Source organism: Micromonospora sp. CPCC 205558, from assembly GCF_036902955.1.
GTDB lineage: Bacteria > Actinomycetota > Actinomycetes > Mycobacteriales > Micromonosporaceae > Micromonospora.
The window spans coordinates 151,910-172,671 of the sequence record NZ_JBAKHR010000012.1 but is presented as its reverse complement, the minus strand read 5'-3'; the positions used below and the strand labels follow the sequence as shown (position 1 = coordinate 172,671).

Below are 20,762 nucleotides of genomic sequence, written 5' to 3'. Positions count from 1 at the left end.
CCGGATACGGAGAGCCCGTGAAGCGGATTTCCGTCCGAGTGACGACCGCTGGTCCAGTAGTGCCCGTGTAGCCCCAGGTCGGCGAGCATGGCGTATATCTGCCGTACCAGCACCTCGCTGGTACTGACGAAGACCATCTCTCGGAACCGCTTGCGGACGTAGCCGTCGCCGTCGAAGAATCCAGCGAGAAACGGCGCCCACGCTGAACGGCTGGCCATGATGTCGCGCGGCACGTGCTTGTCGCGGCTGAGCGGCTCGGTGACCTCCAACAGCCCCTGGTTTCGGCTGAAAGTCAGAATGTGCTGGTCACGATGGCGAGGATTGGCAGCCTCACGCTTCCCGCGGGAGACGTTCACTCCACTGGCGATGGCCCAGCCATGAGCGACGTCAAGCGGTTCGATGTCACACATGTGGATTCGGACCCGGCCGTCCGCCGCGCGGTTCCGATCGACCGGGAAGCCCTCGGCTACCAGCAGCCCGCGCACGTAGTCGTAGACGTCGCCAGCGCGCGGCGACACCTCATTGCGGCGGCTGCCGTAGGCCAGCGCCAGGCATCCCGCAAGGTCGCGAGCCTCGACCCACTGCACCGAGAGGTCATCCGCGACCACCCGGAAGCGCTGGCCCGGGGTGACGAGCATCGTGTGCCCATTGCTCCAGGTGACGCGAACGAGGTCAGAGGTCGGGTTCCGATAGACGGTGCTAACCGGCACCGACACGCCCTGGCCGTCCAGCACGAGGTCGCCGACCTCGATCTCCTCGATCGGCCGCAGGCCGTCGGGCGTGGAGACCAGCGTGCCGGCAACGAAGCAGTCCCCGACAATTCGGGCAGACTTCACGTGCCCGCGATCCGGGCGGTAGCCCTGCTCGTACATCGACCAGAGGATGCGCCGGTGCACGGGCTTGAGGCCGTCGCGGGCGTCGGGCAGGGCGCGGGAGTGGATGACCGAGAACGCGTACTCCAGGTAGGAGTCGGAGACCTCGGTGACCAGCGGGTTGTCGAAGACCCGGGCGCCGGCCTGGTCGAACGAGGAGAGGTCGACCTTGTTTTCCTTACGGCGTGCCATGACTCAGCTCTCCACTCGAACGGAACGCGTACCGAAGATTCGCTCGCTCATGCGTCGATCGCATCCCGGTCGACACGGTCGGCGGAGTCGATCAGCCAGTTGCGGCGCGGCTCGACCTTCTCACCCATCAGCAGTTCGAGGATGCGTTCGGCGGCGTCCACGTCGTCGAGGGTGATCCGGCGGACGGCACGGGTGGCCGGGTTCATCGTGGTGTCCCACAGCTCGTCGGCGTCCATCTCACCGAGACCCTTGAACCGTGGGATGGGGGTGACGATCTGCTTGCCGGCCTTCTCCAGCTTGCGGACCGTCGTCTCCATCTCGGCCTGGGTGTAGGTGTAGACGGTCTGCGGGTTGCGCCCCTTGGTGGTGATCTTGTGTAGGGGCGGCATCGCGGCGTAGAGCCGACCGGCCTCGATCAGCGGCCGCATGTACCGGGCGAACAGGGTGATCAGCAGCGTACGAATGTGCGCGCCGTCCACGTCCGCGTCGGCCATGATCAGCACACGGCCGTAGCGCAGCGCGGAGGGGTCGAAGGTGCGCCCCGAGCCGGCGCCGAGGACCTGCACGATGGCCGCGCACTCGGCATTGTCCAGAACCTGCTGGAGGTTGGCCTTCTGCACGTTGAGGATCTTGCCGCGGATCGGCAGCAGCGCCTGGTATTCCGAGGAACGGGCCATCCGGCTCGTCCCCAGGGCGCTGTCGCCCTCGACGATGAACAGCTCGCTGCGGTCGATGCCGGTGGCCCGACAGTCGACCAGCTTCGGCGGCATGGACGCGCCCTCCAGGGCGGTCTTGCGCCGGGCGGCGTCCTTCTGTTGCTTCTGGGTGAGTCGCACCCGGGCGGCGTCGACGATCTTCTGCAGGACGGTACGCGCCTCGGCCTTGGTGCGCCGGTCCTCCAGCCAGGCCTTGACGTGCGCGTCGACCAGGGACTGGAGCACCTTGGTGATGCCGGTGGTGGAGAGCTCGTCCTTGGTCTGCGAGGTGAACTGCGGCTCGGGAATCCGCACGTGCACCACCGCGGTCATCCCCTCCAGGACGTCGTCCAGGGTGGGCGGCTCCTCCTTGGCCTTCAGCAGACCGCGGGTGTTGCGGATCGCGTCGGCGAGCGCGCGGACCAGGGCCCGCTCGAAGCCCTTGCGGTGGGTGCCGCCGTGCGCGTTGCGGATGGTGTTGGTGAAGCACTCGACGGTGCGCTCGTAACCGGTGCCCCACCGGAACGCCACCTCGACCTCGGCCCGGCGCTGCACGTTGGACTGCATGACGCCGTTGGCGTCGGCGGCGTTCTCCCGGTAGGTGCCCTCGCCGTTGACCAGCAGGATGCCGGAGACTGGCCGGTCGCCGGCCGGGGCGAGGAACTCGACCATGTCGCTGAGCCCGTTGGGGTAGTGGAACCGCTCCTCGACGGGCGACTCGCCGGTCAGGTCGCGCAGCAGGTAGGTCACGCCGGGGACCAGGAACGCGGTGTTGCGCAGCTTCATCCGGACGGCGTCGACGTCGAGCGCGGCGCCGGTCTCGAAGTAGCGGGCGTCGTGCCACCAGCGGATCGAGGTGCCGGTGCGCTGGCCGCGCTTCATCGCGCCGGTCACCTGGAGCCCGGGGCCGGCGGTGAAGGGAGCGGCCGGCCCGTCGCCGTCGAAGATGCCCGGGACGCCGTGCCGGAACGACATCGCGTGGATCTTGCCGGCTCGGCGGACGGTCACGTCGAAGCGGCGGGACAGCGCGTTGACCGCCGACGCGCCGACGCCGTGCAGACCGCCGGAGGTCTTGTAGCCGGAGCCGCCGAACTTGCCGCCCGCGTGCAGCCGGGTCAGCACCAGCTCGACGCCGGAGATGCCGGACTTGGCGTGCACGTCGGTGGGGATGCCCCGGCCGTCGTCGTCGACCTGCACCGAGCCGTCGGCGTGCAGGATCACCTCGACGTGGCTCGCGTGACCGCCGACACCCTCGTCGGTGGAGTTGTCGAGGATCTCGTTGACGAGGTGACCCACGCCACGGCTGTCGGTGGAACCGATGTACATGCCGGGCCGCTTGCGGACAGCGTCCAGCCCCTCAAGGTGGGTGAGGTCATCGGCCCCGTACAGGGTGTCAGGCTCTGCGGTCAACTGGTCGTACTCCCCGGTCTCGGCGGTGTGCTGCCGGTCACCGGCGACATCAGCCGGCGTGGCGCGCCGCAGCGAGCCTAGCCCGAGGCTAGGACAACTCCCGGAGGACCTACGCGACCCGCCGCGCGTGGCCCTCCGGACGTGAGCCAACGAACAGCCGACGGGTGATCATGGGACCACGCAGAGACAACGTCACCGGTACGCTCACCCATGATCGCAGCCGGTTGAGCGCGGGGGGCCGGCTGGTCCGGGTCGAGGAGATCAGGAGGCCGTCGAGATGGCCGAGGCAATCCGCGAAGCCCTGGGCCGCTCCCTCGGCACGTGGGCTCGACGGTGGTTGCTGGTGGGCACCCTGGTGGCAGGGCTGCTGGCCGCCGTGGCGCTGGTCGCGGCGGCGTCTCCCGCCGACCGGAGCTTCGCCGAGATCTCGGGCACCGTCCAGAGCCTGATGTCGGTCGCGACCCCGCTCTTCGGCATTCTGCTGGTCCGCGACCTGCGGCAGGCGCCCGTCCGCCGTCCGGTCCTGCCCACGGTGCTCGCGGTGGGGCTGCCGGCGGTCGTCATCGGCGTCGTCGGCGCGCTGATCTGCGCCGCGACGCTGGCCCTCACTCCGGCCGACGTCGCCGACGAGCCGTGGCGGTTCGCCGCGACGGTCGCGGTCGGCAGTGTGCTGGTGCAGATCGTCGCCGGCCTGGTGGGCACCGGGCTGGGCCTGTTGCTGCGCTCGGTGGTGGTGGCGTTCCTGGCCACGATCATCCTGCCGCTGGGGCTGTTCGCGCTGCTGGGCGCCGGGGACGCCCTCAGCTCCGCGCAGCCGTGGCTCACCCCGTTCGGCAGCGTGCGCAACCTGCTCTCGGGAGAGATGACCGCGCTGCGGTGGGTGCAGTGGCTGTGCGTACTCCTGATCTGGGGTGTCGGTCTGAACGCCGCCGGCGCGGCCGTGCTGAAGCGCCGGGGCGGCCCGGCCGCCCGGTAGCCGGGCGCGCGGTCACGCACCAACCTCGACGCGGTAGGGCGTCCTGCCTACACGCGCATGTCTTTCATCGAACGAATCTGTTACGGGCCATTGACGCCCGTCGCACAAGGGTGATCTGATCGCGCCCTCAGAGAATCTTTCATCTTTCGATGGATGGGGGCCCCATGCCCAGGTTCCGGCGTACCGCGCTCGCCGCGGGACTAACGATCGCCATGGCCGCGTTGTCGACCGCCGTCGCGCTGCCCGCACCCGCGTCCGCCGCGTTGCCCACCGCCGCGGTGGCACTCGGGGACAGCTTCATCAGCGGCGAAGGCGCCGGGGCGTACACCCCGGTGGTCGACGCCAACGGCGTCAGTCAGGGCTTCCCCGGTTGGACAGCGGCGAACAACAACGCGTACTTCTGCCACCGTTCGGCGAACGCCTCGCTCAACCAGGCCAACCTGCCGGGCATCCAGAACCGGTTCAACCTGGCCTGCTCCGGCGGCCAGCCACACGACATCGCCAACGCCTCCCAGGCGCGGGCCAACGGTCGCACCGTGGCCTCGCAGCTGAGCCAGTTGCGCGCCGTCGCGCAGACCCAGGACATCGACCTGGTGCTGATCGGCCTCGGTTCCAACAACAGCTCGTTCACCTTCGGCAGTGTCGCGGAGAAGTGCGCCAACCGGTTCATCGCCGATGCCTGGACCGGCTGGTGGGAGTTCTGGGCGTACCTGAACGGGCCGGTGGAGCAGAAGCCGTGCAGCGACGCCGACCTGGCCACCGCCGCGCAGATCAGCGCCGCGACCGCGGAGACCACCGCGGCCGTACGCCAGATCCTGACCACCCTCGACCAGGTGGACGCGGACGGTCAGCACCGTGTGGTGTTCCAGGACTACACCAACCCGCTGCCGCTGGACCTGAACCAGAAGTTCCACGAGGAGGACAGCCGGGACGACACCCGGGACAAGTTCCGTGACCTCGGTGCCGAGCGGTACGCGGGCGGTTGCCCGATCCACCGGGCCAGCCTGGCGCCGGGGCACCGCTTTTCCCAAGGCCTGGGCGGCATCGTGAAGTCCACCAGGGACACGCTGGCCGCCGAGTTCCCGGCCGACGACCTGGTGTACCTGAACGTGCAGCAGGCCTTCAACGGTGCGCGACTCTGCGAGCAGACCAACAGCCCGAGCGGCGCGCTGGCCACTCCGATCCGGCTGCAGGACGGCGCGACCGGCACCTTCGTCACCAGCCTCGCCGGCAAGGACAAGATCGCCATCCAGCGGATCGCCAACACCTGCGTCAGCTACTTCCAGACCTGCCAGGAGTCCTGGCACCCGAACGCCACCGGGCACCAGGTGCTCGGCCAGTGCCTGAGCGGCGCGGCCTCCACCAGCGCACGCTCGGTGGCCTGCGTCCGTGCCAGCAACGGGGCGATCTCGGTCTCCTGACCGCAGCGCCACACGGAGGGCCCCGCCGATGGCGGGGCCCTCCGTCGCGTCCGTCGGGCGCGCGGCGTAGCCGCACCGCGCTGCTGCACCTCGCCCTGCACGACGGCGGCGAGGTGGACGGGTTGGCGCTGATCGCTGTCGGCATCCCCTACTGGCGGACCTACCCGGGCCGGCGCGGCCTCGGCGTGCTGCCCTACACCCAGGGCATCGCCGCCACGGCGGCACTGCTCGGGGTCTGGCCGGGCTGGGGCTTCGGCGGCCGGCAGGCGCGCGGGGTGATCCGCGACTGGGCGTACACCGCGCGGACCGGCCGATTCCCCCGGCTCGACGGTACGGACACCGAAGCCGCGGTCCACGCGGTGCGGACCCCGGTGCTGGCCGTCAGTGTCGACGACGACCAGTACACGCCGCACGAGACCATGGACCACCTCTGCGCGAAGCTCGACCACGCGCCGGTGACCCGGGAGCGGTACACAGTGGCGCAGGCCGGGGCGGCGTTGGACCACTTCACCTGGGTCCGGGCGAGCGCCCCGCTGGCGCGGCGGATCGCCGGTTTCGCCGGCGACCTGCCGCCCCGCTGAGCCGTAGCCGCCGGCTCACTCGTCCTGGTCCAGCGGCACCAGTTCACCGTCGCGCTCGACCTGGATCGCGGCGTGCTCCTTGCGGGGTGCGACCTCGGCGGTGTTCCGGTTCGGGTCGTTGTCGGGGTGCATGAGCACCGCGTCTGTTTTGGGGGTCTTCTCCCGGCTCTCGTCCGGCTGCGACATCGCGTTCCCCTCTCGTCGGCGTCACACGGGATCTACCCGCCACCGGGCGAACGACTCCTACCCAGGCGAGGCCGACCCGCCGAGGCCACTGACGTCCGGTAGCTGCCCGCCACGGCGCGGCTCGGCCGGCCTGGGGCGGGGTTAGCCGCCCGAGCGGCGGGTAAGCCGCACCGCCCGACACGGCGGAAGGGGATCACATGTCCGAACGGCACACCGCACTGCGCTCGATGCACGATCTGGGCCTGGCGGCCTGGTTTGGCGGCTCCCTCATGGGTGCCTTCGGCGTCAATGGCGCAGCGGCGAAAATCAGCGACTCGACCCAACGGCTCCCGGTCGCCTCGGCCGGATGGTCCAAGTGGACCCCGGTCAACGCGGCCGCGATCGGCGCCCACCTGGCCGGCGCAGTCGGCGAACTGGTGACCGAGAGCCCACGGGTGGCGGCCCAGTCCGGCGTCGGCCGGGCCAGCGCCATCAAGACCGCGTTGACGATCGGCGCGCTGGCGGTCACCGGCTACAGCCGGTTGGTCGGCATGCGACTGGAGAAGGCCGGCGGCCCGTCGGTGAGCGGCGCCACCGAGCCGAACCACCAGACCCCGGCCGGTGTGGCCTCCTCGCAACGGCAGATGAAGCTGCTCCAGTGGGCCATTCCGGCGCTGACCGGGACCCTGGTCGTGGTCACCGCGTACATGGGTGAGCAGCAGAAGCCCGGCCAGGTGTTCCGCGGGATGCTCGGTCGCGCCGGTGGGATGAAGGGCGCCTCCAAGACCATGATCAAGATGGCGTCGATGAGCAACGGCAAGCGGCCGATGGCAATGGCCGGACGCTGAACGTCGGGCCGGCCGGCATCCCGCCGCCGCCTCGACGGCGGGGCGTTGGCCGGCCCTGCGTGCACCAGCGCGACGACGAACCCTGCGCGACGACGAGTCGATGCGCGCGCAGCGGCGTGCCGGTGACCTGTCCGGCGACGAGGTCGGGCGGGCAGCCCCGGCCCGAGGACGGCACATCGTCCGCCGGTAGCGGCGGACCGACGAGCGGGGTGGCCATGACGGCGCACGAGGGACGCAGCGGGAACAACGACCGGCTGGAGCCGGAGGCGACCAAGCCGTGGGGCACCGGCGACGGGTTCGACGCCGACGCGCCCTGGGGCGCTGACGACGACTCACCGATGGACGAGGGCAGCGAGGAGACCGCGGTGCCCGAGGGACGGCGCGGAGAGCGGCGCGCGGGCGCCCCGGCGGGCCGGTCGGACCCGGCGGGACGACACGGCTTCGGCTCGGTCGAGCCGACGCGTACGACCATGGCCGGGCCGGGCGCCCCACCCGATCCCGCCCCCAGCGGTCGGACCTTCCCCGACGACGCGGACATCGGCGAGACGACCCAGGACGCACTACGCAGCCGGGGCCGGCGGTCCTGAGCGGACCCGCCCCCGGCCGGGTGGCCACGTGCGCCGATCAACCGGTCGTCGGGACGGCGTGGTCGGCGACCATCGTCTCGGCGAGCAGTTGCGCCAGCCGGGTGGCGTCGCGCTGGGCCTGCCCGGCGCAGCAGTTGTTGAACAGCACGTGCAGCTCGTCCGGGAGAGCGGCGAACTCGGCCAGCCGTCCCGCCCAGTGCCGCAGCTCGTCATCGGCGTACGCGTACCGGAACTTCTCCTGCTTGTCGCCTTCGCCCCAGGCGTCGCTGTGACCGTGGAACCGGATGATCGCCGGCTCCGCCGTCATGGTCAGGATCGGTGGCACCGACGACGGGTGCCCCTGTGGCATGTCGACGCAGACCAGGGACAGGTCGTGGGCACGTAGCAGGTCCAGGGTGTCCGCCGCCGCGGCCTCGTCGTCCAACCAGGAGCCGTGCCGCAGCTCCACGGCGACCCGCCACGGCCGGCAGCGCTGTGCGAGCTCGACGATCCGGCGTTCGGCCGCCGGGCTGCGCACCAGCCATGGGGGAAACTGCAACATCACCACACCGAGCTTGCCGGCCGCCGCGATCGGGGCCACTGCCGCGCGGAACCGGGCCCACAGCTCGTCGTACGCCCGTTCGGGCAGGTCGCGGCGGCGGATCCGGCTCGGGCCGGCGGCCGGACGCAGGTCCCGGGGCAGCACGGCGACCGGTGTCGGGTGACCGGTGAAGAGGCTGAACGCCTTGACGTCGAAGGTGAAGTCGTCAGGTGTGGCGTCCACCCAGCTCTGGGTCGTCTCCGGCACCGGGATGGCGTAGTAGGACGTGTCCACCTCGACCAGCGGGAACTGGCTGGCATAGAAGCCCAGCCGGCGGGCCGGCGTGCTGGCCGAGCGTGGGTACCACCCGGAGCGCAGCAGGGACTGGTCCGCCCAGGACGACGTGCCCACCCTAATCACAGCCATGTCATTCAGTGGACCGCCATCGGCGCGAATCGGCAACCGCTGGCGGGCCTTTCGTCGACCCGGTGTCGTGCCCGGAAAGTGTCGGTGCCTCGCCCTACTGTGGCACCGGATGGACATCGACGAAGGGTGGCGCATGACCAGCACCGAGCAGCTCACCGGCGAACGCACCGACCTCCTGCAGGCGCTCCGCAGGCATCGCGGTTTCCTCCTGCAGACCGTCGACGGGCTCAGCGACGAGCAGGCGGCCACCCGCCCCACCGTCAGCGGCCTCTGCCTCGGCGGCCTCATCAAGCACGTCGCCGGTGTCGAGCACCGGTGGATGCTCTTCGCCGTGGGTGGCGCGGAGGCGATGGGCCGCGAGGAGGTCGACTGGGTCGGTCAGTTCCAGATGGCACCGGGCGAGACGCTCGCCGGGCTGGTCGAGCGCTTCCAGGAGGTGGCCGCCCAGACCGACGAGTTGGTCACCACCCTCGACCTGGACGCGGCGCACCCACTGCCGCAGGCCCCCTGGTTCGAGCCGGGGGCGAGCTGGACGGTCCGCCGGGTGCTGCTGCACCTCATCGCCGAGACATCCCAGCACGCCGGGCACGCCGACATCCTGCGCGAGTCGATCGACGGCGCCAAGACGATGGGCTGACCTTGGAGTGAGCGGTCGGCGCACGCTGATCGCGACGGGCCTCAGCGGAGCCGGGCGTGGTGCCGGGTCTCGCTGGTCCGGTCCCTGGCGTAGGCGTCGGAGTGGCCCCAGCGACCCGGGACGTCCAGCAGTTCCAGCCGACCCAACCCTTCGGGCACCGCGGGATTCACCAGCAGGTTGTCGCCGGTGGGTCGCAACCCGAGCGTGGTGGCCAACAGCGACAGCAGCGCACCGGACGACCACGCCTGCGGGCGGGCGGCCCCCGGCAACTGGACCGGATACTTCGTCAGGCTGCGCGCATGGCCGGCGATCGCCTCCGGCACCGCCCCACCGAGAGTCTGCGCCAGGTCGAAGATGCTGCCCGCGATCGTGGCGGCCTGCGTGTCGAAGCGGTAGCGGCGCAGCCCGGCGGCGATCAGGGCGTTGTCCGCCGGCCACACCGCACCCAGGTGGGCGCCCACCGGGTTGTACGGGCGCTGCCCGGTGGCGAAGGTGCGCACCCCCCAGCCGCTGAACAACCGCGGCCCGACCAGGTGCTCGGCGACCGCCTCCGCGCGGTCGTCCGGGACGATGCCGCTCCACAGCAGATGCCCCATGTTGGAGGCCAGCGCGTCGACCGGCTCACCGTACGGGTCGAGCGCCAACGCGTAGTACTCCCGGCGTGGCAGCCAGAAGTCCCGGTTGAAGCGGTCCTTCAACGCGGCGGCTTCCCGCTCCAGCCGGTCCGCGTACGCGGGGTCGCCCCAGAACTCCCGGGCCAGCCGGGCACCGCGCCTCTTCGCGTCGTACGCGTAGCCCTGCAACTCACAGGTGGCGCGGGGAAAGGCGGGTTGCTGGTCGTCGGCGCTGGTGATCGCCTCCGGGGAGTCCTTCCAGCACTGGTTGATCGCGCCGTCGCGCTCGTTGCGACGCTGGTATCGCACGTAGCCGTCCCCGGTCAGGTCGCCGTACTCGTCGATCCAGTCCAGCGCCATCCGGGCCGGGTGGCGCAACTCGCGGACCAGGTCCGCGTCACCGGACCAGCGCTCGTACTCGTCGAGCAGGACGACGAAGAGCGGGGTGGTGTCGGCCGCGCCGTAGTACAGCGCGTTCGCCCGGTCGCCGAACGCGCCGGACTCGCCGTAGCGGAGGTGCGCCAGGATCTTGCCCGGCTCCTCGTCCAGGTCGTCGTCGAGTTGGCCGCCCTGCATGAAGGCCAGCATCCGCAGCGTCGCGGGGGCCAACTGGGGGGTGAACGCCAGCGTCTCCAGACAGGTGATGATGCTGTGCCGTCCGCACAACCACATCGCCCACGGCAGGCCGGCGATCGGCACCTGGGTGTCGTACGACAGCGGCCGGTACCGCAGCGCCGCCAGGTCGGCCAGGCTGCCCCGGTACATCTCTTCCAACCCGTCGCGTTCGGCCACCAGTTGCGGCGCCTGGTTCATCCAGTCCGCCAGGCTCTCGCGCATCCCCGTCCGCACGGCGCGTTGGTGGGACTCCAGGGAGTCGCGGATGTCCTGCCCGTCCGCGCCGCCCATGGTCAGGGCGACGTGCAGGTCCGTCTCCCACTTCCCCTCCGGGGCGACCTGGATCCGGAACGTCATTCCTCCCTCGTCCACGTCGGCATCGACGGTGCTCCGCACGGTGGTCTGGCGGACGAAGCGCTGCCGTTGGTAACGCAGCACGAGCTGGCGGTTCGCCGAGTCCGCGGTGACCTCGACGGCCCGATGGCGGAGATGCCCGATCTCGGCGATGTCGGTGAAGTCGCTGCCCATCTCCAGTCGGATGGTGAAGTCGGCGGGCTCCGGCGAGTGGTTGAGCACCGTGATCTTCTCGTGCAGACAGTCGTGGATCGAGCGGTGGCGGATGATCGACACGTCGGCGTCGACGTAGTGGCTGGCCGCACCGGGGACCAGGAAGAACCGGGTCTCGAAGTACGTCATGTCGTCGCGGGAGAGCGCGTTGATCCGTTCGCCGTCGATCCGCAGCACCCAGTGCGACAGGAAGCGGGTGTCGTACGCGAAGAGCCCTACCGGTGCCCGCGGGTCCGCCTCGATGTCGCCCTGGGCGTCGCTGACCGCGAACACGTTGCCGGCGATCACGTGCAGCAGCTCCTGCTTCACGACAGTTCCTCCCGAGGGTCCGTCCCGGTCCGGCCCGAGGCCCGGGCGTCCATCGCGCTCTGGCCCAGCTCCCGCGGATGACGGGCGTCGCTCGGCCCAGCGAAGACTCGCCGCAGCAGCATCAGCAGCCGCATGTTGCCCTGCACGGTCAGCTCGTTGCGCAGCATCGCGGCGCCGGGATGCAGCTCGCCGTTGACCATTCGGTCGAACACCCACCGGTCCGCGCCGACCACCAGGTCGGCGTCCTCGGTGGACCGCGCCACCCGGACCTGCTGGTCGGAGATGGTCAGGTACCAGTGATCGGTGCTGCCCTCGTCGCGTACGTCCAGCCGCAGCGTTCCTGCGGTGCTCTCCGGCAGGTCGGGACGCCGGCCGGCGTCCAGCTGTTGCAGGTACTGCTCCGCTGTCGCGCCCATCGAGTCCCCTCCCCACGCTTCCCCGCAGGATCACCCGCGCCAGGGTGAGGCCGGTTCACCCGGAACGGGTGAGGGTGCGCCGGGGCCGCGCCGGCTCGGCCCGTTTGCCGGGCGACAGGGTGGGCAGGCCGATGGTTCAGTCGAGACGGACGGGGGCATCGTCATGCGTGCACTGCGGTTGCGGGAGTGGAAGTCGGAACCGGAGTTGGTCGAGGTCCCCGACCCGACGCCCGGGCCGGGTCAGGTGGTGGTCCGGATCGGCGGTGCCGGCGCCTGTCATTCCGACCTGCACCTGATGGACGAGTTCGAGCCGGGTGTGATGCCCTGGAACCCACCGTTCACCCTCGGTCACGAGAACGCGGGCTGGGTGCACGCCCTCGGCGACGGGGTGACCGGGCTGTCCGTCGGGCAACCGGTCGCGGTATTCGGCGCATGGGGTTGTGGCACCTGCGCCCGTTGTCGGCTCGGGATCGACCCGTACTGCGAGAACCCGGCCGCTGCGCCGGTACCGAGCGGAGGCGGTGGGCTTGGGCTGGACGGCGGAATGGCCGAGTTCGAACTGGTCCCGGACGCACGGCACGTCGTACCTCTTCCGGAGGGCCTGGACCCGGCGCAAGCCGCACCGCTGACCGACGCGGGACTCACCCCGTACCACGCCATCCGGCGCTCCTGGCCGAAGCTGCCACCGGGCAGCACGGCCGTGGTGATCGGGGTCGGCGGGCTGGGGCATGTGGGTGTGCAGATCCTCAAGGCCACCACAGCCGCACGCGTGATCGCCGTGGACACCCGCGCCGAGGCGCTGCGGCTGGCTGAGGAGTGCGGCGCCGAGCGGACAGTGACCTCCGGACCGACCGCCGCCGAGGAGATCCGGGACGCCACCGGAGGGCGGGGCGCCGACGTAGTGCTGGACTTCGTCGGCACGGACAGCACCCTGGCGCTCGGCGTGGCGACGGCTCGCACCGTGGGCGACCTGACCATCGTGGGGATCGGCGGCGGCACCGTGGGGGTGTCGTTCTTCTCCGTGCCGTACGAGGTGAGTATCGCCACCACCTACTGGGGCAGCCGACCCGAGCTGGTGGAGGTGCTCGACCTGGGTGCCCGGGGCCTGGTCCGGCCGAACACCACCACCTTCGCCTTGGACGACGCCCTGGACGCGTACCGCCAGATGCGCGACGGGACCCTGGAGGGCCGGGCGGTGATCGTGCCGTGAGCCCGACCGTCAGCCGGCCTCGATCAGGCCGCGCAGGTAGGCGGCCTGGCCCACGTGTTGCAGGTCGTCCTCGACGACGCTGACCAACCGGACGCCGAGGGTGACCGGCGGGTCCCACGCCTCGTCGACCACACGGTCCAGGTCCGCCGGGGCCAGACCGGCCAGGAACGATCCGGTACGCGCCGCGACGGCCTCGTAGTAGTCGACCAGCGCCTGTGGGCTCTCCGGCCGAACCGTCGCGACCTTCGCGGGCGAATGCCCGTAACCGGTGTCGTCAGGGTCGGCGGCGAGCCCGAACCGTCCCGCCCAGTCGCCGCTCACCCAGATCTGCTCGGCGTCGAGGACCTCGGCGACGTGATGGTCCTGCACCCGGGTGAGGTGCCAGACCAGCCAGCCGATCGAGTTGGCACCCGGGGCGGGTTGCTGGCGCAGTTGCTCGGGGCTGAGGCCGTCGACCGCCGCGCGGACAAGGTCGGGCAACCGGTCGTACGCCTCGGTCAGCAGGTCATTCACATTCACGTGCTGCGCCTTCCTGGTCGGTTTCGGATCAGGTACCGCCGGACACGGGCGGGCAAACCTCGGCCGCTACGGTGATCAAATGGTCGCCGCGCTGGAGTTGTACCTGGACCCGGACGCCACCCGCCGGATCCGGGTGCTCTGGGACGCGCTGGAGGCCGAGGGCGTGCAGAGCATGCGCTCGCTGCTCGAGCAGCGCCACCGTCCGCACGTCTCGCTCACGGTGGCGCCCCGGTTCGACCCGGAGCAGGTTGCCGAGGCGTTACAGGGGACGGTGGTGGCCGCCCCGTTGCGGCTCGAATTTCAGCACGCCGGCCAGTTCGTCGGTCGGGTGCTCTGGCTCGGTCCGACGCCCACCCCAGAGTTGCTGGCGCACCACCGGCTGGTGCACGACCGGCTCGCCGCCGCCGGCATCCCCCTCGCCGAGCACTACCAGCCGGGTCGCTGGGTCCCGCACTGCACACTTTCCATGCGGGTGCCGAACACGCTGATGTCCGCCGCGGTGCGCCGCTGTCTGGAGGTGTTGCCGCTGGCCGCGACGGTGGTCGGTGCGGCGCTCACCGACCACGCGCGCGGCATCGCTCACCCGCTGCCTTGACCATGCCTCGACCGTCGATGCGTAATGTCCGGTTTGGCGGGCGGCAGTCGGAAACCCGAAAACAAGCGGTGCGGATACGGCCGGGCGTGGGAAGGTTCGAGTGGCTGTCGTAACGGTGGTGGGCTGCTCGCGGGCGGTCCACCTGGCCGGTGGCGCGAATTCACCCCGCGCCGCCCACGGCGGCTTCGACGAGGAGAGGCAGGGCCCATGCAGGCTCAGCGCAGGCCACCGCGCACGGAGCGGAGCCAGACCCGGGACGACCGGACCGGCGGCGGGATGACCGGGGCGGCCACGCCACTGACGATCTGGGCGGCCGCCGTACTGCTCGGCCGGATCGGTGCCGGCGACGACGACGTCGAGGACGAACGGCACATCCTGCGCGGCATCGAGTGAGTCCCGGCCGTACGGCTGCGCCATCGACGTCCCGCCGCGGGGGAGCGACTCAGAGCCAGCCGCGCCGCTTGAAGATCAGGTAGAGGGTGCCGCAGACCAGCAGCATCAACAGCAGCGCGAAGAGGTAGCCGAAGCGCCAGTTGAGCTCCGGCATGTGGACGAAGTTCATGCCGTACACGGTGCCGATGAGCGTGGGAGCGAAGAGGATCGCCGCCCAGGACGAGACCTTCTTCAGCTCCTCGTTCTGGCTGTAGCTGGCCGCCGTGAGGCTGCGCATCTCCTCGTTCTGCTGCTGCGACACGAGGGTGGCGTTGACGGTGAGGATGTTCTGCAACAGGTGCCGGAAACCGTCCACCCGCTCCACCACCTGGGTCAGGTGGTCGGTCACGTCGCGCAGGTAGCGGCGCAGCTCCTCGTCGGCGCTGGCGCTGCCCGCGCCGACGGCCAGCGCGTCGAGCACGCTGAGCAGCGGACGGGCGGCCCGCTGGAACTGGATGACCTCGCGGCTGAGGCCGTAGATGCGGCGGCTGGCGTTCGGGTCACCACCGAACACCTGGGTCTCGATCTCGTCGATGTCGTTCTCCAGCCCGGCCACCACCGGCGCGTACCCGTCGACGACCTGGTCGAGGATCGCGTACAGGACCGCCTCCGGGCCCCGGGCGAGCATCTGCGCCTCGGTCTCCATCCGCCGCCGCACCGCGGCCAGATCCGGCGCCTCACCGTGGCGGACGGTGACCACGAAACCCGGCCCGATGAACAGGTGCAGCTCGGAGAACTCGACCTCCTCCCGGAGGTCGTCGTAGCGGGCGGCGCGCAGCACCACGAACAGGGTGTGCCCGTACCGCTCCAGCTTGGGCCGCTGGTGGGCGTTGATCGCGTCCTCGACCGCCAGGTCGTGCAGCCGAAACTCCCGGGCCAGCGAGGTGATCTGTTCGATGTCGGGCCGGTACAACCCGATCCAGGCCATCGCGTCGTTCTGCTCCTGGAGGCAGCGGTACGTCTCGGCGAGGCCGGACGGCGAGGCGAACCGGTGCCCCCGCAGGTAGACGGCGCTGTCCACCAGGCCGTGGGACGCGACGGGCGACTGCGGGGACGCCGCCACACCGACCCTCGTCTCGTACTCGTCGAGTTGACGGCCGAAGCCACCACCCGGGCGGAAGCGACGGCCGCCGACCATGCCCTGTCCCCTCCCCCGGTGCCGTCCGGTCCCGACCGGGGCGCTGCATCCCCCCTGTCCTGGGCCCGAAACCCACTGCGGCGTCGGTTGGGTTCCGCGCAGCGGCGGACGGGGATGGCCCGGCGGGCGGATACTCACGGTGACCGTGGGCGGGACGACGGGGGACGCGCCGGTGAGGGTCAGAGGCACGGGCCGGTTGCTGCGGGGGTGGCTGCTCGACGCCGGCTCAGACCAGGCCGCGCAGCACCCAGGGCCGCACAGGCGCCCGCCGGAGCACCGACAGCACCCGTGGTGGAAGGTGATGTGCCTGACCGGTGTCGACTACTTCTCCACGCTGGGTTACCAGCCGGGCATCGCGGCCTTGGCCGCCGGGGCGCTCTCGCCGGTGGCGACCCTGGTGCTGGTGCTGGTGACCCTGCTGGGCGCGCTGCCGGTCTACCGGCGGGTGGCGGTGGAGAGCCCGCACGGTGAGGGCTCCATCGCGATACTGGTACGCCTGCTCAGCTACTGGCCGGGCAAGCTGCTGGTGCTGGTGCTGCTCGGTTTCGCGGCCACCGACTTCATCATCACCATCACCCTCTCGGCCGCCGACGCGACGGCGCACATCGACGAGAACCCTTTCTGGCCGAGCGGGTTCAAGGGGCACGACGTGCTGGTCACGCTGCTGCTCGTGTCGCTGCTGGGTGCGGTGTTCCTCAAGGGATTCACCGAGGCCATCGGAATCGCCGTCGTCCTGGTCGCGGTCTACCTGACGCTGAACGCGGTCGTGGTGGCCGACTCGCTGTGGAGGGTGGTGACGCACCCGAGCGCGGTCGGCGACTGGACCACCGCGCTGACCACCGGGCACGGCGATCCGTGGCTGGTGGTCGGGCTGTCGGTGCTGGTCTTTCCGAAGCTGGCGTTGGGCCTGTCCGGCTTCGAGACCGGGGTGGCCGTGATGCCGAGCGTACGGGGGGACCCGCAGGACTCCGAGGCACGACCGCTGGGCCGGATCCGGGGAGCGCGCCGGCTGCTCACCACCGCAGCGGTCATCATGAGCGTTTTTCTGATCACCAGCAGCGTGACGACCACGGTGCTGATCCCGCCGGAGGCCTTCCAGGCGGACGGGCCGGCGAACGGTCGGGCGCTGGCCTATCTGGCGCACGCCCACCTCGGCGAGGCGTTCGGCACCATCTACGACCTGTCCACCATCGGAATCCTCTGGTTCGCCGGGGCGTCGGCGATGGCTGGTCTACTCAACCTCGTGCCGCGCTACCTGCCCCGCTACGGCATGGCGCCAACCTGGGCGCGGGCCGTCCGGCCGCTGGTGCTGGTCTTCACCTCGGTGGCGTTCCTCATCACGATCGTCTTCGAGGCCAGCGTGGACGCGCAGGGCGGCGCGTACGCCACCGGGGTGCTGGTGTTGATCACCTCGGCCGCGACGGCGGTGACGCTCGCCGCGCTGCGTCAGCGTCAGCGTGGTCGCACCATCGCCTTCGGAGTCGTCACGGTGGCCTTCGTCTACACCACTGTGGCGAACGTGGTGGAGCGGCCCAGCGGCGTCAAGATCGCGGCCTGTTTCATCGGCGGGATCATTCTGGTGTCGATGCTGTCCCGGCTGATGCGGGCCTACGAGCTGCGCGTCGATCACGTCGAGCTGGACCCCGCCGCGGCCCGGATGATCGACGAACGCGCCGGCCGGCGGATCCGCCTCATCGCACACGAACCTGACCGGCGCGACGAGGCGGAGTACCGCGCCAAGCTGGCCCAGACCATGGCGGACAACGACTTTCCCGACGACAGCGACGTCATCTTCGTCGAGGTCACGGTCACCGACCCGTCCGATTTCGAGACCGAGTTGCTGGTCCGCGGCAGCGTGGTCGACGGCCGCTGTCCGGTGCTCAGCCTGGCCAGCTCGTCGGTCCCCACCGCGCTCGCCGCCCTGCTGTTGGAGATCCGCGACCGCACCCGTCGGCGACCCCACATCTACTTCGAGTGGTCCGAGGGCGGCCCGGTTCGCAACTTCCTGCGCTACCTGGCGTTCGGGCAGGGCGCCATCGCCTCGGTGACCCGGGAGATCCTGCGCCGCCAGGAGCCCGACCCGCACCGTCGACCGCACGTGCACGCCGGCTGACCTGCGCGCGGGCCGGCCGTCGGGCACGGTGAGCGTGGTCATAACGACTGGACGGCCCACCCCTTGGTGCTGCTAGCCTCGGCGCAGGTCATGAGCGCCAGCGCGAAGCCCCGGCTCGCTGGCCGGCAACCCTCCTCCGCGGTGGGGTGCCCCGGGTGAAGACCAGGCACCGGCACGACGTCGGTGCAAGCGTGGCCTGGCACCCAGGTCAGCACAGACCCGGGAGAACCATGCGCATCCTCAGCACCGTCCCACCGATCGACGTCGCGGACTCCCGCACCGGTCGACCCTCGCCCGCACTGACCCGGCGACGGCACGTGGACATGATGCGAATGTGCAGCGCCGCCTGTCGTCGCGGCACCGCGCTCTAGCACCCCCCTTCCCGCACTCCTTCCCACCGGTACGCCCATCGGGCGTGCCGTCGGTGGCGCACGCCCGTGCCCGCCGAGACACACCCTTCGGAGACACCGTGCGATTCCTTCCTGCCCTGACCCGTGCCGCCGCCCTGGGGGCGGCGACGATCCTGGCCGCCACCGCCCTCACCGCCTGCGGCGACGACAGCTCGTCCGACGCCACCGCCAACCCGTACGGCCTGGCCCAGCCGGGCGTGTTGCGTGCCGGCACGCTGACCGACGCCCCGCCGAACGTGTACCTCAAGGACGGCAAGTTCACCGGCTTCGACAACGACCTGCTGACCGCCGTGGCCGGCAAGCTCGGCCTGAAGGTCGAGTTCGTCGGCACCGACTTCTCCGCGCTGCTCAGCCAGGTCAACAACCGCAAGTTCGACGTCGGCAGCTCCTCGATCACCATCACCGAGGCACGTAAGAAGACAGTCGACTTCGGCAACGGCTACGACTTCGGCTACTTCGGCCTGGACGTCCCGGCCGGCTCGCCGATCACCAGCTTCGACCAGCTCACCGGCAAGCGGGTCGTGGTGGTGCAGGGAACCGTCCAGGACGACTACGCCACCGGCAAGCAGCTGAACCCGGTGCGGGTGCCGGACTACAACGGCGCGATCAACCAGCTCAAGGCGGGCACCGCCGACGCGTGGATCGCCCCGGCGGAGATCGGCGAGAAGTCGGCGACCGACAGCAACGGCAAGATCACCGTGGCGGCCAAGCAGCTCAGCCCGGCGCCGACCGCGTACGCCGTGGCCAAGGGGAACGACAAGCTGCGCGAGGCGCTGAACAAGAGCCTCGACGAGGTCATCGCCGATGGCACCTGGAGCCGGTTGCAGGCGCAGTACTACCCGGGGCGGCCGGTCCCGGCGGACTTCTCGCCGGGCAGCGGCACGGTGAAGGTTTCGGCCGCGTCGACCACGCCGACGGCGTCCGCGTCGACCGCGTCCTGAGCCGATGACGAGCGAGCGGGGCGGTAGGAGAGGCGACCGATGGATCCGTTGAGCACCCTGTGGGAAACCTTCTTCGACTGGGACGCGATGCGCGAGGCGCTGCCCGAGATGCTGACCGTCGGGTTGCCCAACACGCTGATCCTGGCGGTCTCCGCCGCCCTGCTCGGCTCGGTGCTGGGCCTGCTGCTGGCCGTCGCCGGCATCTCCCGCAGCCGCTGGTTGCGCTGGCCGGCGCGGGTCTACACCGACGTGTTCCGGGGGCTGCCGGCCGCCGCGACGATCCTGCTGATCGGCGTCGGGCTGGCCCCGCTGGGCATGCAGGTCTGGGGGCCGGATCCCTACCCGTTGGGCATCCTGGCGCTGTCGCTCATAGCCGCCGCGTACATCGGGGAGATCTTCCGCTCCGGCATCCAGTCGGTGGAGGCCGCCCAGTTGGAGGGCGCCCGGGCGCTCGGCTTCTCCTGGGCCGACGCGATGCGGCTGGTGATCATCCCGCAGGGCATCCGGCGGGTGCTGCCAGCCTGGGTGAACCAGCTCATCGCGCTGATCAAGGACTCCAGCCTGGTCTACTTCCTCGGCCTGGTGGCCAGCCAGCGGGAGCTGTTCCGGATCGGGCAGGACTACGCGGCCACCACCGGCAACGAGTCCGCGCTGCTGCTGGCGGGGCTCTGCTACCTGGCGTTGACCGTTCCGTTGACGCACGTCGTCAACTGGATCGACCGGCGGCTGCGCAACGGTCGGCCGGCCACCGGGCCGACCGAGGACGACGACGACACCGCGTCGTACGCCGCGACGGAAGGAGACCGGCGATGACCACCGCCACGACGACCTCGGTCAGCCTCGACGTACGCGACGTGCATCTCGCCTTCGGACCGAACCGGGTGCTGCGCGGCGTCGACCTCTCGGTGCCGCGCGGCGCGACCGCCTGCGTCATCGGCCCGTCCGGGTCGGGCAAGTCAACCCTGCTGCGCACCATCAACCGGCTGATCGAACCGGACCGGGGCGACGTGCTGCTGGACGGGCGCAGCGTGCTGGGCGACGACCCGGACGCGCTGCGGCAGCGGGTGGGCATGGTGTTCCAGCAGTTCAACCTCTTTCCACACATGAGTGTGCTGCGCAACGTCACGCTGGCGCTGCGCCGACTGCGCAAGCTCGGCGAGGACGAGGCGGAGACTGTCGCCCGGGCCCAGTTGGAGCTGGTCGGGCTTGCCGGCAAGGCGAGTTCCCGGCCGGCGCAGCTCTCCGGTGGTCAGCAGCAGCGGGTGGCGATCGCCCGCGCGCTGGCGCTGCGGCCCGAGGTGATGCTCTTCGACGAGGCGACCTCGGCGCTCGACCCGGAGCTGGTCAAGGGTGTCCTCGGGGTGATGGCCGACCTGTCCGCCGCCGGGATGACCATGGTGGTGGTGACCCACGAGATGGGCTTCGCCCGGCAGGTCGCCGACACCGTCGCCTTCATGGACCGGGGCGTGGTGCTGGAGGCCGGACCACCCGAGGCCATCTTCGAGCGGGCCGAGCATCCGCGGCTGCGCCGGTTCCTCGACCAGGTGCTCTGA

The 20,762-nt window shown here is 70.9% G+C and carries 19 protein-coding genes, 3 pseudogenes and 1 riboswitch; of the genes and pseudogenes, 13 read left to right on the top strand and 9 right to left on the bottom strand.

Annotated features, from left to right (window positions below; all coding sequences use genetic code 11):
- Positions 1-5: 5 nt before the first annotated feature.
- From V6U86_RS16765 to V6U86_RS16755, 3 genes and pseudogenes are all read right to left on the bottom strand, one after another.
- Positions 6-821 (bottom strand): annotated as a pseudogene (locus V6U86_RS16765) (LAGLIDADG family homing endonuclease); the annotation flags it as partial.
- Positions 807-1,064, bottom strand: a pseudogene (locus tag V6U86_RS16760) (DNA gyrase subunit A); the annotation flags it as partial. The pseudogenes V6U86_RS16765 and V6U86_RS16760, both read right to left, overlap by 15 nt.
- A 47-nt stretch (positions 1,065-1,111) precedes the next feature.
- On the bottom strand, positions 1,112-3,169 hold the full coding sequence (locus tag V6U86_RS16755) for a DNA gyrase/topoisomerase IV subunit B (protein ID WP_334504232.1): 2,058 nt from the start codon (positions 3,167-3,169) through the stop codon (positions 1,112-1,114).
- A gap of 277 nt (positions 3,170-3,446) precedes the next feature.
- Here V6U86_RS16755 and V6U86_RS16750 point away from each other — a divergent pair, with 277 nt between their 5' ends.
- The 3 genes and pseudogenes from V6U86_RS16750 to V6U86_RS16740 all read left to right on the top strand — a co-directional run.
- The gene (locus V6U86_RS16750) at positions 3,447-4,145 is read left to right on the top strand and encodes a hypothetical protein (RefSeq protein ID WP_334504230.1); all 699 of its coding nucleotides are present in this window, start codon (positions 3,447-3,449) and stop codon (positions 4,143-4,145) included.
- A gap of 164 nt (positions 4,146-4,309) precedes the next feature.
- A complete protein-coding gene (locus V6U86_RS16745) occupies positions 4,310-5,566 on the top strand; it encodes a hypothetical protein (protein ID WP_334504228.1) in 1,257 nt (418 codons plus the stop codon).
- A 71-nt stretch (positions 5,567-5,637) separates the two neighbouring features.
- Positions 5,638-6,147 (top strand): annotated as a pseudogene (locus tag V6U86_RS16740) (alpha/beta fold hydrolase); the annotation flags it as partial.
- A gap of 15 nt (positions 6,148-6,162) precedes the next feature.
- Here V6U86_RS16740 and V6U86_RS16735 read toward each other — a convergent pair.
- Positions 6,163-6,333 carry a hypothetical protein gene (locus tag V6U86_RS16735; RefSeq protein ID WP_334504225.1) on the bottom strand — a complete coding sequence of 57 codons (171 nt, stop codon included), beginning with the start codon at positions 6,331-6,333 and terminating at the stop codon, positions 6,163-6,165.
- A 197-nt stretch (positions 6,334-6,530) separates the two neighbouring features.
- Between V6U86_RS16735 and V6U86_RS16730 the strand changes: the two genes are divergently transcribed.
- Complete coding sequence (locus tag V6U86_RS16730; RefSeq protein WP_334504222.1) at positions 6,531-7,160, top strand: hypothetical protein; 630 nt, start codon at positions 6,531-6,533, stop codon at positions 7,158-7,160.
- 215 nt (positions 7,161-7,375) lie between these two features.
- Positions 7,376-7,747 (top strand): hypothetical protein, encoded by a 372-nt coding sequence (locus tag V6U86_RS16725; protein ID WP_334504219.1) that lies wholly within the window; start codon positions 7,376-7,378, stop codon positions 7,745-7,747.
- A gap of 37 nt (positions 7,748-7,784) precedes the next feature.
- Here V6U86_RS16725 and V6U86_RS16720 read toward each other — a convergent pair whose 3' ends face one another.
- Positions 7,785-8,693, bottom strand: a complete 909-nt coding sequence (locus V6U86_RS16720) for a DUF72 domain-containing protein (RefSeq protein ID WP_334504217.1) — start codon at positions 8,691-8,693, stop codon at positions 7,785-7,787.
- A 109-nt stretch (positions 8,694-8,802) separates the two neighbouring features.
- Here V6U86_RS16720 and V6U86_RS16715 point away from each other — a divergent pair, with 109 nt between their 5' ends.
- Positions 8,803-9,330, top strand: coding sequence for a DinB family protein (locus V6U86_RS16715; protein WP_334504215.1), 528 nt, complete (start codon positions 8,803-8,805; stop codon positions 9,328-9,330).
- Positions 9,331-9,371: 41 nt separating this feature from the next.
- Here V6U86_RS16715 and V6U86_RS16710 read toward each other — a convergent pair whose 3' ends face one another.
- Entirely contained in the window at positions 9,372-11,435 is a 2,064-nt protein-coding gene (locus V6U86_RS16710; RefSeq protein ID WP_334504213.1) for an amylo-alpha-1,6-glucosidase, read from the bottom strand.
- Positions 11,432-11,851: an SCP2 sterol-binding domain-containing protein gene (locus V6U86_RS16705; protein ID WP_334504211.1), complete on the bottom strand. Its 420-nt coding sequence runs from the start codon at positions 11,849-11,851 to the stop codon at positions 11,432-11,434. Before V6U86_RS16705 ends, V6U86_RS16710 begins: the two co-directional genes overlap by 4 nt.
- A 163-nt stretch (positions 11,852-12,014) precedes the next feature.
- Here V6U86_RS16705 and V6U86_RS16700 point away from each other — a divergent pair, with 163 nt between their 5' ends.
- Positions 12,015-13,061 (top strand): NAD(P)-dependent alcohol dehydrogenase, encoded by a 1,047-nt coding sequence (locus V6U86_RS16700; RefSeq protein WP_334504209.1) that lies wholly within the window; start codon positions 12,015-12,017, stop codon positions 13,059-13,061.
- 9 nt (positions 13,062-13,070) lie between these two features.
- Here V6U86_RS16700 and V6U86_RS16695 read toward each other — a convergent pair whose 3' ends face one another.
- A complete protein-coding gene (locus tag V6U86_RS16695) occupies positions 13,071-13,580 on the bottom strand; it encodes a mycothiol transferase (protein WP_334504207.1) in 510 nt (169 codons plus the stop codon).
- A gap of 79 nt (positions 13,581-13,659) precedes the next feature.
- On the opposite strand from V6U86_RS16695, the gene V6U86_RS16690 reads away from it, so the two are divergent.
- The gene (locus V6U86_RS16690) at positions 13,660-14,175 is read left to right on the top strand and encodes a 2'-5' RNA ligase family protein (RefSeq protein ID WP_334504205.1); all 516 of its coding nucleotides are present in this window, start codon (positions 13,660-13,662) and stop codon (positions 14,173-14,175) included.
- Between the two features lie 207 nt (positions 14,176-14,382).
- Complete coding sequence (locus V6U86_RS16685; protein ID WP_091401337.1) at positions 14,383-14,568, top strand: hypothetical protein; 186 nt, start codon at positions 14,383-14,385, stop codon at positions 14,566-14,568.
- A gap of 49 nt (positions 14,569-14,617) precedes the next feature.
- Here V6U86_RS16685 and corA read toward each other — a convergent pair whose 3' ends face one another.
- Entirely contained in the window at positions 14,618-15,745 is a 1,128-nt protein-coding gene (gene corA / locus V6U86_RS16680) for a magnesium/cobalt transporter CorA (RefSeq protein ID WP_334504200.1), read from the bottom strand.
- Positions 15,746-15,917: 172 nt separating this feature from the next.
- Here corA and V6U86_RS16675 point away from each other — a divergent pair, with 172 nt between their 5' ends.
- From V6U86_RS16675 to V6U86_RS16660, 4 genes are all read left to right on the top strand, one after another.
- A complete protein-coding gene (locus tag V6U86_RS16675) occupies positions 15,918-17,858 on the top strand; it encodes an amino acid transporter (protein WP_334504198.1) in 1,941 nt (646 codons plus the stop codon).
- An 86-nt stretch (positions 17,859-17,944) separates the two neighbouring features.
- Positions 17,945-18,056, top strand: a riboswitch (SAM riboswitch).
- A gap of 271 nt (positions 18,057-18,327) precedes the next feature.
- On the top strand, positions 18,328-19,209 hold the full coding sequence (locus V6U86_RS16670) for an ABC transporter substrate-binding protein (protein WP_334504195.1): 882 nt from the start codon (positions 18,328-18,330) through the stop codon (positions 19,207-19,209).
- Between the two features lie 39 nt (positions 19,210-19,248).
- On the top strand, positions 19,249-20,022 hold the full coding sequence (locus V6U86_RS16665; RefSeq protein WP_334504192.1) for an amino acid ABC transporter permease: 774 nt from the start codon (positions 19,249-19,251) through the stop codon (positions 20,020-20,022).
- Positions 20,019-20,762 (top strand): amino acid ABC transporter ATP-binding protein, encoded by a 744-nt coding sequence (locus V6U86_RS16660; protein WP_334504189.1) that lies wholly within the window; start codon positions 20,019-20,021, stop codon positions 20,760-20,762. Before V6U86_RS16665 ends, V6U86_RS16660 begins: the two co-directional genes overlap by 4 nt.

What these genes read in the sequence shown, in the direction of transcription:
- corA (WP_334504200.1), bottom strand. Translation starts at nt 15,745, where the DNA reads ATGGTCGGCGGCCGTCGCTTCCGCCCGGGTGGTGGCTTCGGCCGTCAA.
- V6U86_RS16685 (WP_091401337.1), top strand. Translation starts at nt 14,383, where the DNA reads ATGCAGGCTCAGCGCAGGCCACCGCGCACGGAGCGGAGCCAGACCCGG.
- V6U86_RS16705 (WP_334504211.1), bottom strand. Translation starts at nt 11,851, where the DNA reads ATGGGCGCGACAGCGGAGCAGTACCTGCAACAGCTGGACGCCGGCCGG.
- V6U86_RS16715 (WP_334504215.1), top strand. Translation starts at nt 8,803, where the DNA reads ATGGACATCGACGAAGGGTGGCGCATGACCAGCACCGAGCAGCTCACC.
- V6U86_RS16730 (WP_334504222.1), top strand. Translation starts at nt 6,531, where the DNA reads ATGTCCGAACGGCACACCGCACTGCGCTCGATGCACGATCTGGGCCTG.
- V6U86_RS16735 (WP_334504225.1), bottom strand. Translation starts at nt 6,333, where the DNA reads ATGTCGCAGCCGGACGAGAGCCGGGAGAAGACCCCCAAAACAGACGCG.
- V6U86_RS16720 (WP_334504217.1), bottom strand. Translation starts at nt 8,693, where the DNA reads ATGGCTGTGATTAGGGTGGGCACGTCGTCCTGGGCGGACCAGTCCCTG.
- V6U86_RS16725 (WP_334504219.1), top strand. Translation starts at nt 7,376, where the DNA reads ATGACGGCGCACGAGGGACGCAGCGGGAACAACGACCGGCTGGAGCCG.
- V6U86_RS16745 (WP_334504228.1), top strand. Translation starts at nt 4,310, where the DNA reads ATGCCCAGGTTCCGGCGTACCGCGCTCGCCGCGGGACTAACGATCGCC.
- V6U86_RS16690 (WP_334504205.1), top strand. Translation starts at nt 13,660, where the DNA reads ATGGTCGCCGCGCTGGAGTTGTACCTGGACCCGGACGCCACCCGCCGG.
- V6U86_RS16750 (WP_334504230.1), top strand. Translation starts at nt 3,447, where the DNA reads ATGGCCGAGGCAATCCGCGAAGCCCTGGGCCGCTCCCTCGGCACGTGG.
- V6U86_RS16660 (WP_334504189.1), top strand. Translation starts at nt 20,019, where the DNA reads ATGACCACCGCCACGACGACCTCGGTCAGCCTCGACGTACGCGACGTG.
- V6U86_RS16665 (WP_334504192.1), top strand. Translation starts at nt 19,249, where the DNA reads ATGGATCCGTTGAGCACCCTGTGGGAAACCTTCTTCGACTGGGACGCG.
- V6U86_RS16700 (WP_334504209.1), top strand. Translation starts at nt 12,015, where the DNA reads ATGCGTGCACTGCGGTTGCGGGAGTGGAAGTCGGAACCGGAGTTGGTC.